The organism is Streptomyces xiamenensis (genome assembly GCF_000993785.3).
Lineage (GTDB): Bacteria > Actinomycetota > Actinomycetes > Streptomycetales > Streptomycetaceae > Streptomyces > Streptomyces xiamenensis.
Genome location: NZ_CP009922.3, coordinates 4,674,035 through 4,685,695, shown reverse-complemented (window position 1 = coordinate 4,685,695; position 11,661 = coordinate 4,674,035). Strand labels below are relative to the sequence as shown.

Annotated in this window: 14 protein-coding genes; 1 reads left to right on the top strand and 13 read right to left on the bottom strand. The window is 72.1% G+C overall.

Features of this window, described 5'->3' with window-relative positions:
• Positions 1 to 46: 46 nt before the first annotated feature.
• On the bottom strand, positions 47 to 253 hold the full coding sequence (locus tag SXIM_RS21750; RefSeq protein WP_019435509.1) for a hypothetical protein: 207 nt from the start codon (positions 251 to 253) through the stop codon (positions 47 to 49).
• Positions 254 to 589: 336 nt separating this feature from the next.
• On the bottom strand, positions 590 to 901 hold the full coding sequence (locus SXIM_RS21745; protein ID WP_046724927.1) for an acylphosphatase: 312 nt from the start codon (positions 899 to 901) through the stop codon (positions 590 to 592).
• Positions 902 to 1,035: 134 nt separating this feature from the next.
• Between SXIM_RS21745 and SXIM_RS21740 the strand changes: the two genes are divergently transcribed.
• Positions 1,036 to 1,965 carry a CAP domain-containing protein gene (locus tag SXIM_RS21740; protein WP_030738378.1) on the top strand — a complete coding sequence of 310 codons (930 nt, stop codon included), beginning with the start codon at positions 1,036 to 1,038 and terminating at the stop codon, positions 1,963 to 1,965.
• A 46-nt stretch (positions 1,966 to 2,011) separates the two neighbouring features.
• Here the strand turns inward: SXIM_RS21740 and mutM are convergent, their stop codons facing one another.
• From mutM to recG, 11 genes are all read right to left on the bottom strand, one after another.
• Positions 2,012 to 2,872, bottom strand: coding sequence for a bifunctional DNA-formamidopyrimidine glycosylase/DNA-(apurinic or apyrimidinic site) lyase (mutM, locus tag SXIM_RS21735; protein ID WP_046724926.1), 861 nt, complete (start codon positions 2,870 to 2,872; stop codon positions 2,012 to 2,014).
• The gene (gene rnc / locus SXIM_RS21730) at positions 2,865 to 3,638 is read right to left on the bottom strand and encodes a ribonuclease III (RefSeq protein WP_043178752.1); all 774 of its coding nucleotides are present in this window, start codon (positions 3,636 to 3,638) and stop codon (positions 2,865 to 2,867) included. Before rnc ends, mutM begins: the two co-directional genes overlap by 8 nt.
• Before the next feature lie 19 nt (positions 3,639 to 3,657).
• The gene (gene rpmF, locus SXIM_RS21725; protein WP_030738386.1) at positions 3,658 to 3,831 is read right to left on the bottom strand and encodes a 50S ribosomal protein L32; all 174 of its coding nucleotides are present in this window, start codon (positions 3,829 to 3,831) and stop codon (positions 3,658 to 3,660) included.
• A gap of 2 nt (positions 3,832 to 3,833) precedes the next feature.
• A complete protein-coding gene (locus tag SXIM_RS21720; RefSeq protein ID WP_043178754.1) occupies positions 3,834 to 4,415 on the bottom strand; it encodes a YceD family protein in 582 nt (193 codons plus the stop codon).
• A gap of 185 nt (positions 4,416 to 4,600) precedes the next feature.
• Entirely contained in the window at positions 4,601 to 5,656 is a 1,056-nt protein-coding gene (locus SXIM_RS21715) for a F0F1 ATP synthase subunit B (RefSeq protein WP_030738392.1), read from the bottom strand.
• 37 nt (positions 5,657 to 5,693) lie between these two features.
• Positions 5,694 to 6,167 (bottom strand): pantetheine-phosphate adenylyltransferase, encoded by a 474-nt coding sequence (gene coaD, locus SXIM_RS21710; protein ID WP_030738395.1) that lies wholly within the window; start codon positions 6,165 to 6,167, stop codon positions 5,694 to 5,696.
• Between the two features lie 32 nt (positions 6,168 to 6,199).
• A complete protein-coding gene (rsmD, locus tag SXIM_RS21705) occupies positions 6,200 to 6,835 on the bottom strand; it encodes a 16S rRNA (guanine(966)-N(2))-methyltransferase RsmD (protein WP_046724925.1) in 636 nt (211 codons plus the stop codon).
• A gap of 170 nt (positions 6,836 to 7,005) precedes the next feature.
• A complete protein-coding gene (locus tag SXIM_RS21700) occupies positions 7,006 to 7,431 on the bottom strand; it encodes a DUF6227 family protein (RefSeq protein WP_052385470.1) in 426 nt (141 codons plus the stop codon).
• Positions 7,432 to 7,541: 110 nt separating this feature from the next.
• Positions 7,542 to 8,591 carry a phage baseplate protein gene (locus tag SXIM_RS21695; protein WP_046724924.1) on the bottom strand — a complete coding sequence of 350 codons (1,050 nt, stop codon included), beginning with the start codon at positions 8,589 to 8,591 and terminating at the stop codon, positions 7,542 to 7,544.
• A gap of 109 nt (positions 8,592 to 8,700) precedes the next feature.
• Positions 8,701 to 9,228, bottom strand: a complete 528-nt coding sequence (locus tag SXIM_RS21690) for a wHTH domain-containing protein (RefSeq protein WP_030738407.1) — start codon at positions 9,226 to 9,228, stop codon at positions 8,701 to 8,703.
• A 108-nt stretch (positions 9,229 to 9,336) separates the two neighbouring features.
• A complete protein-coding gene (recG, locus tag SXIM_RS21685; protein WP_174864334.1) occupies positions 9,337 to 11,616 on the bottom strand; it encodes an ATP-dependent DNA helicase RecG in 2,280 nt (759 codons plus the stop codon).
• Positions 11,617 to 11,661 lie beyond the last annotated feature (45 nt).

Below are 11,661 nucleotides of genomic sequence, written 5' to 3'. Positions count from 1 at the left end.
CCGCAGGCGGTGAGTGAGCCGTGGTGCCCTGCCCTCATCCTTGAGGTCAGGTCAGAGCGGGCTCCGCCTTGTGCACATCGATGCCGTCGAGCACCGGGTCGCTGTGCCGAGTGGCGGCGGCCAGCGCGTCGTTCTCCGCCTGTACCCGCAGAAGCTGCGTCTCCAGGTCCTGTACGCGCTGCTGAAGCCGTCGCATCTCGGCAAGGACACGGGGGTCCGAGCCACCGATGTGACCGAGAAGCGCCTTTGCCATGATGGATGGTCCTCCACACTGAGTGACCGACCGAAGCCGTGGTAGGTCGTGAGGGATAACGCCCGCGGCGGGTGTTCGACACCCTGTTCTCAAGGCCACATAGCTGAGATGCGCGGGGATTTCAGAGTCTCACCAAAAAGTGGGACGGTCAACACGATCACACCGCGTATCGCCGGGGGTGCCGGGCCCACGAAGACCGGACACCGCCGGGGGGCGGGGCGCTCGCACGGGGCGCCGACGCGTACACCGACCGGTGATCGGTTGGCAGCCTTGCACGTGGGGGCGGGGTTGGCAACCACTTTCCGGTACCGGACCCGCTTCGTGTCGATCACCCGATCAGCGGATGGCGAAGTCGGGGTAACGGTCCCGGGGTGTGTCCCAAATCTCGGTGACGCCATCCACCCTGCCGGGCGTGTCGCCGGCCCTGGCCCACTCCAGCAGTCGCTCGCAGCGTTCCCGGGGCCCCTCGGCCACGATCTGGACCCGGCCGTCGGCGAGGTTCGAGGCGAATCCGCGCAGCTCACCGATGGCGAGCGCCTGCGCCCGGGTGTACCAGCGAAAGCCCACTCCCTGCACGTGGCCGCGCACCCATGCCGTCATCCGGACGGGCTGGGACGGGTCGTTTTCGTGGGGTGCGGGTTCCTTCATGTGACGCACGCTATCCGGCCATCCGCACACGCGGCAGCCACGCCGCGCTCACGATGCCGTAAAGTCACGCCGCAGTAACGACCACTCGTTCGAGTGATCTTTAAGTTGTCGAGTTGACGAGGACGGTGCCACCGATGGGTCGCCATCGCCGCTCAGCGCACACCCCATCGCCCCTTCCCGCCCCGCGCGAGGAGAACGGACACAGGGGCACGCACCGCAGAAAGAGCCCCGCCCGCGCCGGCCTGCTGGGCGCTTCCGCCGCACTCACCGTGGGGGCCATGGCCGTCGGCTCCGGACTGCTGCCCGGCATGGCGGACCGCTTCACCCTGACGGACTCGGACGATCTCCAGGCCCGCCCCGGCCCCACCGAGGACCGGCTGATTCTCGGCTCCCCCTCCTCCTCCCCCACCCTGGAGCGCGGCGCAGCCGCCGAGGAGCGCGAGGAGGCCGCCAGCCGCGGACAGGGACGCACCGCGACTCCGGAGGACCCGGCCCCGTCGCAGGACGAGGAGAGCAAGCCGCAGAGCGAGGAACCGTCCGCCGAGCCCTCCTCCGAGGCCCCCGCCGAGGAGCCCAGCCCCTCGGCGACGCCGGAGACCGCGGAGCCCGACCCGACCACGCAGGCGCCGCAGCCCACCCAGAGCACCCCCGCACCCGATCCCGAGCCCTCCCCGTCCCAGGACGCCGCCTCCGCCCAGGCCGACGCCGTGCTGCGCCTGGTGAACGAGGAACGCGCCAAGGCCGGCTGCCGGCCCCTGGTCCGCGACGCCGCGCTCGCCACCCTGGCCACCGACTTCAGCCGGGACATGGCCCAGCGCGGCTACTTCTCCCACACCGACCCCGACGGCCGCACCCCCTGGGACCGCGCCCAGGCGGCCGGCATAGCGAACATGGGCGGCGAGAACATAGCCCGCGGCCAGCAGGACGCGCAGGCCGTCATGGACTCGTGGATGAACAGCGAGGGTCACCGCGCCAACATCCTCAACTGCGACTTCACCACCCTGGGAGTCGGCGTCCACCTGGGCGACGGTGGCCCATGGTGGACACAGAACTTCGGCTACTGAGCGGGACCGCACGGCCGCGGACCCCGGCCGGCCCCCGCGCCGTCCGTCAGACGACCGAGGCCGGCCTGCGCTGGCAACGGGGGCAGAAGTAGCTGGAGCGGTTCATCCACGGGCGGCGCCGGATGGGCGTGCCGCAGCGGCGGCACGGCTCGTCCTCGCGCCCGTACGCGTCCAGCGAGCGGTCGAAGTACCCCGACTCGCCGTTCACGTTCACGTACAGGCTGTCGAAGCTGGTGCCGCCCTGCGCGAGCGCCTCGTTCATCACCTCACGGATGTGGGTGACCAGCTCGGCCGTACGCGGCCGGGTCAGCGAGGCCGTGGGCCGCTCGTAGTGCAGCCGGGTGCGCCACAGCGCCTCGTCCGCGTAGATGTTGCCGACCCCGCTGATCAGCGACTGGTCGAGCAGCGCCCGCTTCACGGTGGTTCGTCGGCGGCGCAGCGCCGCGTGGAAGGCGTCCTCGTCGAAGGCGGGGTCCAGCGGATCGCGGGCGATGTGCGCGATCACGTCCGGCAACCCGTCCGCCGTCACCGGATGCAGTGACAGACCTCCGAAGGTGCGCTGGTCGACGAACCGCAGCTCGCCCTCGCCCGGGTCGGTGAACGTCACCCTGATCCGCAGATGCCGCTCGTCCGGTGCCGTCGCCGGCTGGATCAGCAACTGGCCGCTCATGCCCAGATGGGCCAGTACGGCCAGCTCGCCGTCCGCCAACGGCAGCCACAGATACTTGCCGCGCCGCCGCACCGCCGCCACCCGGGCGCCGGTCAACCGCGCGGCGAAGTCCTGCGCGCCGAGCTGGTGGCGGCGTACGGCGCGCGGGTGCAGGGTCTCGACGGTGGCGATGACGCGGCCGCTGACCCAGCGGTCCAGGCCACGTCGTACGACCTCGACCTCCGGCAGCTCAGGCAACGGACCGCCCCGGTGCCGGGCCGTCCCCGCCGCGGCGTACCGCCGCCGCGCGGATCTCCCGCCAGGCCGTCTCCGCCGCCTGCTGCTCGGCTTCCTTCTTGCTGCGGCCGGTGCCGGTGCCGTAGGTCTCGCCACCCACGCGGGCCGCAGCGGTGAAGGTCTTCTCGTGATCGGGCCCGGCTTCGTTGATCACGTACTCGGGAACGCCGAGGCCCTCGGCCGCGCTCAGCTCCTGAAGGCTGGTCTTCCAGTCGAGACCGGCGCCCAGCTTCGCGGAACGCTCGATCACCGGGTCGAAGAGCCGGTGCACCATCTCGTCGGCGGCCTCCAGGCCCCGGTCGAGATAGACGGCGCCGATGACCGCTTCCAGGGTGTCGGCGAGGATCGACGCCTTGTTCCGGCCACCGGTCCCCTCCTCGCCCCGCCCCAGCCGTACGAACGCGCCCAGATCCAGGCCACGCGCCACATCGGCGAGCGCCCTGGCGTTGACGACGGCCGCGCGCAGCTTGGCCAGCTGCCCCTCGGCCAGTTCGGGATAGGTGCGGTACAGCGTGTCGGTGACGATCACCCCGAGCACCGAGTCCCCGAGGAACTCAAGACGCTCGTTGGTGGGCAGACCGCCGTTCTCGTACGCGTACGAACGATGGGTCAGCGCACGCACCAGAAGGGCGGACTCCAGCTGATAGCCGAGCCGCCCTTCCAGAACCGCGTGGGACGAGGCCACTTCCGCCGACGCCTGGGTCTTGGACCGATGGGCGTGAGACATGGAGCCTGTCACCCGCCGATCAGACGTCGATGACCTGACGGCGGTTGTACGTGCCGCAGTTGGGGCACGCGATGTGCTGCAACCTCGGCTCCTGGCAGCGCTCGCAGCTCACCAGGTTCGGGGCAGTGGCCTTCCACTGCGACCGGCGGTGGCGCGTGTTGCTGCGCGACATCTTCCGCTTAGGAACAGCCACGGCTACTTCTCCTGTGGATCGTCCCCGCGGGTGCGGGGTGTCTTCTTGTGGTCCGCGGGCGTGTAGTCCCGCAGTGCCGCCCAACGGATGTCGACGGCAGCGTCGTGATGGTGCTCCGGGTCCTCCGCGAGCCGTGCTCCGCATTCGGGGCACAGGCCCGGGCAGTCCTCGCGGCACACCGGTTGCAGTGGCAGCGACAGCACCACCGCGTCCCGCAGTACGGGTTCGAGGTTGACCAGGTCATCCTCGAGGAAGAGCCGCTCCTCGTCCTCGGCGTCGTCGCCCGGCTCCGCGGAGCGGATCCAGTCACCGGCGTCGGGGTAGGAGAACAACTCCTGGAACTCCGCCTCGGCCTCTTGGGCCAGTGGCTCCAGACACCTTACGCACTCCCCCGCCAGCGGTGCACGGGCGGTACCGGTGACCAGTACCCCCTCCATGACCGATTCCAGCCGAAGATCCAGCTCCAGCGGAGCGCCTTCCGGCACTCCGATCACCTCGATGCCCAGGCCCTGGGGGGCCGCGACACTGCGGGTGATCCGCTTCAGCACACCGGGACGCCGCCCCAGCTCGCGGGTGTCGAACACCAGCGGGGCACGGTGGTCCAGGGGGGCGTTCAGGGCTCTCTGCTTTCTACGGGGCAGGACAGGACGTGAGGGGCGCGACCCGGTGAAATGGGCCGGCGGGCAGCCGTGATCACTGATGCGGTACGGCCGAAGAGACAGCATACGTCACGGTCGGCGCCCCTCCCAATCGGCGGTCTGCGGGCAGCTCAGGGGCGTCCCTGCTCGTAACGGCGCAGTTGCTCGGGGTCGATCATCCCCGTGTCGAAGAGGCTCGTCTCGTCCAGCGTTCCCGAGCCCTGGTAGCCGAGCGCGGGCTGCTGGTATCCGTAGCCGGCCGCGTCCTGCCCCTGGCCCTGCGGCCGGCCCTGGCCCGCGGCGTACGGGTCCGCCGGGTAGCCGCCGGACGGGGCGTACGGGTCCTGGCCGTAGCCACCGGCGCCGTAGCCGCTCTCCCGCGCGTAGGCGGCGGTGTCCTGGGCCGCGTACGGCGCGGGCTCCGCCGCGGGCTGCTGCGCGTAGCCGGGCTCACCGCCGCCGCCCGGGCCATCGGCGCTGCCGGGCGCGGTCATGCCCAGGTAGCCGTAGGTGTCCTGCTCGGTGTCCCGGGGGCCGTAGTACGCGCCGGCGTCCGGCACCGTACCGGCGCTGTCCTGCTGCGCGACGTGCTCGGCCAGCTCGTCGATGGGACGGTGCCCGGTGAGCTTGCGCCGCCCGCGGCCGACCGCCTCCAGGGTCTTGCGCAGCACCGCCTCGATCGCGGCGAACTGCGCCTCCACATAGGCGTCCGCCTGCTGCGGCAGATCGCCGCCCGGGTCCCGCTCGGGGCCCAGCAGCTTGTCACGGCCGCGCTCCACCGAACCGATGGTCTTGCCCAGGACGACCTCGAAGTTGGCGAGCTTGCTGTCCACGTAGTCGTCGGCCTCGGCCTTGATCTCGTCGGCCTCCTGCCGGGCCCGGTCCAGCAGCTGGGCGGCCTCGGCCCGGGCCCGCTGCACGATCTCGGTGCTCTCGACGAGGGAGCCGCGCTCGGCGTGCGCGGCCTGCACGATGCGCTGGGCCTCCTGCTGGGCGTCGGCTACGACGGCCTCCCGGTCGCCCAGCACCTCCTGGGCCTGGGCGAGGGAGCCGGGCAGGGCCTCGCGCACCTCGTCCAGCCGGGCCAGCAGGTCGGCACGATGGATCACACAGGACGCCGACATGGGCATGCTCTTGGCGCCGCGCACCGTGTCGACGATCTCATCCAGTTTCTGCGTAACGTCCACGGGTTGACTGTACGGCCAACGGCGCGCGGCGGTGGGCTCAGGCCAATTTGCGTTCCAGGGCCCGCATCACGGGGTCGGGGACGAGGTGGGAGACGTCGCCGCCCCAGGTGGCGACCTCCTTGACCAGGCTGGAGGAGAGGAAGCTGTAGGTGGGGTTGGTGGGCATGAACAGGGTCTCCACGCCGGTGAGACCGTTGTTCATCTGCGCCATCTGGAGTTCGTAGTCGAAGTCGCTGACGGCCCGCAGTCCTTTGACGATCGCGGGAATGTCGTGCTGCTTGCAGTAGTCCACCAGCAGGCCGTGGAAGGCGTCGACACGCACATTTCCGAACTCCCGGGTGCACTCACGGATGAGCTCGACGCGTTCCTCGGTGGTGAACAGGCCCTTCTTCGACTTGTTGATCATCATGGTGACGTGCACCACGTCGTAGAGCTTGGAGGCACGGCCGATGATGTCGAGATGGCCATGGGTGATGGGGTCGAAGGACCCCGGACAGACGGCGCGGCGCAACGGTGACTCCTCGGGCTGTGGTGGGGTTCCGGTCATGACCGGTCGCTGTCGTGCTCGGTCCCGGGTTGTGGCGCGTACGCCTGCCCGGGCTGCTGCTCGGTCCCCGCGGCGAGCCGGCCGTACCACAGGGTGCCCTCGCCGTAGCGGCGCGAGCGCAGGGCGGTGAAGCCGGCGGGCCAGGAGAAGGGGCCTCCTCTGGTGCCGCGCTCCACGGTGGCGAGCGCGTCCTCGGCGAGCCAGCCCTCCGCACGGAGTGTGAGGAGGATCTCGTGGAGTTCGGCGTCGGTCACCGCGTAGGGCGGGTCGAGGAAGACCAGGTCGTAGGGGTCCTCGGGGGCCGGGCCCCGGACGACGGCCTCGGCGCGCCCGGTGCGCAGTTCGGCGCCGGGCAGGGCGAGGTCGCGGATGTTGGCGCGGATGGTGCGGGCCGCGCGGGCGTCGGCCTCGGTGAGCAGCGCGTGGGCAGCGCCCCGGGAGAGCGCCTCCAGGCCGACGGCGCCGGAACCCGCGTACAGGTCCAGTACCCGGGCGCCGTGCAACGGCCCCCACAGGGCGGTCCAGGTGGAGAAGAGTCCTTCCCGGGCCCGGTCGGAGGTGGGCCTGGTGCCGCCGCCCGGCGGTACGGCCAGCCGCCGCCCGCCGGCGGTCCCGGCGATCACGCGGGTCATCACGGTCCTTCGCGGCGCTCGGTCATCAGCTGTCACGCACCACGCTATACGTGGCGGTGCGCCGGCCGTGCGCCGAGGTGGGGCGTGGGGAGGTGGACGGGGGTGGACCGGGAGCGCGGGCGGCGCGACGGGGCGGGGGCCGGGGGCGGGGCGCAGCGCGGCGCGGTGGCTCAGCCGGCGGCGGCCAGCGCGTGGGCGTGGCGGCGTGCGGCGCGTCCGGCGGCCACCTCGTCGCGGTAGACCTCGCAGACCAGGCGGCGGTCGGGGGTGAGGTCGTGCTCCAGCTCGTAGAGGCACAGCTCGCTGTCGTCGGCCAGGAGGAAGGCGTGCTCGTACACGGAGCACCAGCGGCGGCGCTCCCCCGGCACGGCGGAGCGGGGCTCGGGCAGCCGCTCGATGCCGTAGCCGCGGGCGCCGAGCAGCAGGCGCAGGATGTCCTCGCCCGGCCGGTCGGCGTTCTCCGCGCGCCCCAGCAGGCGCCGTGCGTGCCGGGAGGAGTCCTGTCCGGGGTAGCCGCGCGGGGCGGGCACCTCGATGTCCAGCACCGTGAAGGTCTCGGCCACCGTCGCGGCGGCCGCTTCGTGCTGGTCGGTCATGGCGGAATCCTCCCGGTACGACGGCTGGTTTCAGTCCCCGCGCGCACACACCGTAATGCCATGACTGCGTGCTGGGGAGGGTTTTGGGGAAACCGGATCGGTCGCCCGCGTCACTGGGGTTTGTAGTAGACGCTGAACCGGCGGGCGCCGGAGGCTCCGGAGGCGAACCCCAGGCACAGCCGGCGCGGGTTGCTCAGCCGGATGGCCACACCCTCGGGCTCGCGGAAGCTCAGCGAGTACGCGGCCTCGGTGCGCGAGCGCTGGGCGACGGTGCCGGTGCTCAGGTTGAGGCGGGTGAGGTAGGTGTTGCCGCGGCCCGAGGGCGGATTGCTGCCGCTCTCGGACGTGTAGGAGGTGCCGGTCATCTGGTAGGCGTGCTCGCCGAGCACGGCGAAGCCCTGGAAGACCTCGGAGTCGGAGACGCCGGCCTGCGGGACGTCGTGGAGGGCGGTGAACCGGCCGGCCTTGACGTCGGCGAGGTTCATCAGCCGGTAGCGGGCGACGCCGCTCAGCCGGTAGCGGAGCAGCAGCAGCTGGTTCAGGTTGTCGATGGACACCTGGTTGCTGGTGGAGCCGGGCACCGGGCGGATCTTGGCGAGCGAGGAGGCACCGCTGTCGAGGACGGTGCCGTTGGCGAACCGGAAGCGGCTCAGGGCCCGGCCGTACCCGGAGGAGGGGTTGGCGTCGGACTCGGTCCACAGCCAGGGGCTGGCGCCGGCGTGCTCGACGCCGATGGCCACGCCGTGACCGAAGCCCCGCACGTACATGTGGCCCAGCTTGGCGCCGGCCAGGGTGAGCTTGGTGATGCACAGGTCGCCGCGGGCGGCGCGGTCGGCTCCGGAGACGGCGGCGGACTCGCCGGACAGCCGCAGGCCGCCCTGCATCACCTGGATCGCGTAGAGGTGACCGTTGACGTCGTCGAAGGCGAAGGACTGCATCACGGTGACGTTGTGCAGCGCCTGCTCGCGGATCCACCGCTCGGCGGCCACGGAGAGGTTGAACGTACCGCCCGCGGCGGCGGCGCTCGCCCCGTCGCCCGTGGCGGCGAAAGCCGGACCACTCAGGGCCAGACCCGTGGCGCCGGTGACGGCCGCCGCTCCCGCCCCGAGGACGAAACCGCGCCGGTCCAGCTGTGCCGCACCCTGCTTGCTGCGTGCCATAGAGCGACCAACTCCTGGAGGAAAACGCCGTGTTGGCTCGAAACCGAACACCGCCACCGTAGTACGCGGTGGCGGTGTCCGCTCCAGCCGTGCCGATCGGTCGGTGAGACTACGAGGCGGTGCCCGCCGCCGGCTCCTGCGCCGCCCCGAGCATCGCGGGCGAGGCGTAGCGGGACCAGGACAGGCAGCCGTCCGGCGGGCAGTGCTCGGGACGGCGCGGGTCATGGCCCAGCTCGCGCAGCTTGGTGCGTACGGAGTCGGGGGTGCGCCCGAAGCGCGCCGCGATCCGGGCGATGGTCTCCCCGGCGTGGAACCGCTGCGTCAGATCCTCCTCGTGCTGGGGTATCCAGGGGGCGCCGTGCCCGGGGAACAGTTCCCGCAGGATGTCCCGGTCGGGGATCGGCTCGGCCACGTCGGCGGCCAGCGCCAGGGCGCGCAGTCCGCGGTTGAGGGCGATGCGCAGGGTGGGCACATCGGCCAGGGGCATGGTCAGGGAGCCGCCGGCCAGCGGCGTCAGGGGCGCCGCCTCCCGCCAGCCGGTCAGGGTCAGGGTCACGGTGATGTCGTCGTCGCTCGCCAGCTCGACGCGGAAAATCTTGTCGCCGAGCGGCAGTTCGTTGATGTGGCGGAATGCCATCAGACAACCCCCAGTGGTCCGACCGCCCGCAATCCCGGATGGATTGCCGCGGACTGGGTCCATTCTCCCAGCGACCACTGACAATTCCGAGGGCGCCGGATGCGTGCCTCAGCCCTTGTCGAGGTACTCCTCGCGGTCGGAGTCCAGCAGCGCGTCGAGGGCGGCGCGCAGCTCGGGGGCGGCCTCCAATGTGGGGTCGGCGGCGACCAGCGCGGTGGCCTCGGCGCGGGCGGCGGCGATGATCTCCTCGTCCTCGATGACCGCCAGCATCCGCAGGCTGGACCGGCCGCCGGACTGCGCCTGCCCCAGGACATCGCCCTCCCGGCGCTGTTCGAGGTCGATCCGGGAGAGTTCGAAGCCGTCCTGGGTGCCGGCCACCGCGTCCAGCCGGGAGCGGGCCGGGCTGCCCTCGGGTGCCTCGCTGACCAGCAGGCACAGCCCGCCGGCGGTGCCGCGCCCGACCCGGCCGCGCAGCTGGTGCAGCTGGGAGACGCCGAACCGGTCGGCGTCCATGATCACCATCACGGTGGCGTTGGGCACGTTCACGCCGACCTCGATCACTGTGGTGGCTACCAGCACCTGGGTCTCACCGGCGGAGAACCGGCGCATCACCTCGTCCTTGGCGTCCGGGGTCATCCGGCCGTGCAGGCTCTCCACGGCGAGCCCGGACAGCGGTCCGGCGCGCAGCTGCCCGGCGATGTCCAGCACCGCCAGCGGTGGCCGCCGGTCGCCGTCGGCGCCGCCCGCGGCCATGTCTTCTCCCGCGCCCGTGTCCTCGTCCGGCTCGGCGGTCTTCCCCGTCTTCTTCGGCCCCTTGGTGTCCTTGGGGTCCTCGTCGCCGATGCGCGGGCACACCACGTACACCTGGTGGCCGGCGGCCACCTCCTCCCGTACCCGTTCCCAGGCCCTGGACAGGAAGTGCGGCTTGTCGCGGGCGGGCACCACATGGCTGAGGATCGGGGCGCGCCCGGAGGGCAGCTGGTCCAGGACAGAGGTCTCCAGGTCCCCGAAGACGGTCATGGCCACGGTGCGCGGGATCGGGGTGGCGGTCATCACCAGCAGATGCGGCGGGCGGTGCCCCTTGCCGCGCAGAGCGTCGCGCTGCTCCACGCCGAACCGGTGCTGCTCGTCGACCACCACCAGGCCCAGATCATGGAACTTCACCACGTCCTCGATCAGCGCATGGGTGCCGATCACGATGCCCGCCTCGCCGGTGACGGCCTCCAGCAGGGCGCGGCGGCGGGCGGCGGCGCCCATGGAGCCGGTGAGCAGGGTGACCCGGGTGCCCTGTTCGGCGCCGCCGATCAGGCCGCCCTCGGCGAGGTCGCCCATCATCTCGGTGATGGACCGGTGGTGCTGCTGGGCCAGTACCTCGGTGGGGGCCAGCAGCGCGGACTGCCCCCCGCTGTCGGCGACGGCGAGCATGGCCCGCAGCGCCACCAGGGTCTTGCCGCTGCCGACCTCACCCTGGAGCAGCCGGTGCATGGGGTGTTCGGTGGCCAGGTCGGCGAAGATCTCCGCGCTGACCGTGCGCTGGCCCTCGGTGAGGGTGAACGGCAACCGGGCGTCGAAGGCGGTCAGCAGGCCGTCCGCGGCCGGGCGGCGGGCGGTGGCGGGCAGCTGTCCCTCGGTGTGCCGGCGCCGGGCGAGGGCGACCTGGAGCACGAATGCCTCGTCCCACTTCAGCCGGGCGGTGGCGGCGGCGATGTCGGCCTTGGTCCGGGGGCGGTGCACCTTCTCGAACGCCTCGGGCAGCTCGATCAGGCCGCGTTCGCGGCGCAGCGCCGCGGGCAGCGGGTCGATGAGCCCCGCCCAGCCGGAGGCGGCCAGCGAGTCGAGCACCAGGGCGACGGCCTTGGCGAGCTTCCAGGACTCCAGTTGCTTGCAGGCCGGGTAGAGCGGCAGCAGCCGCCCTGCGAACTCGCGGGCCGCGGCGGCCCCGGCCTCCGGGACGTCCCCGCCGTCGGCGGCCAGCAGTTCGTAGGCGGGGTGGGCCAGCTGGAGCTTGCGGTTGAAGACGGAGACCTTGCCCGCGAACATGCCCCGGCGGCCGGGCACCAGCTCGCGTTTGTGGTGGTGGACGCCGCGGCCGAAGAAGACCAGCTGGAGCCGTCCGCTGCCGTCGGTGAGGGTGACCTCCAGGCGCTGTCCCTTGCCCCGGTTGAACGTGTGGCTGCGGGCGTCGGCGATCTCGGCGACGACGGTCACGTGTTCGTCCAGCGGTAGTTCGGCGAGCCGGGTCAGCTCGCCGCGTTCGGCGTAGCGGCGGGGGTAGTGGTGCAGCAGGTCGCCGACCGTCCGCAGATCGAGGTGGTCGGCCATCACCTTGGCGGTGGTACCGCCGACGACCTTGGCGAGGGGTTCAGACAGCGCGGTCACGCTGCCCATTGCACACCATGGGGCTGACATCGCCGCGCAGTGGCCGGGCCCGGG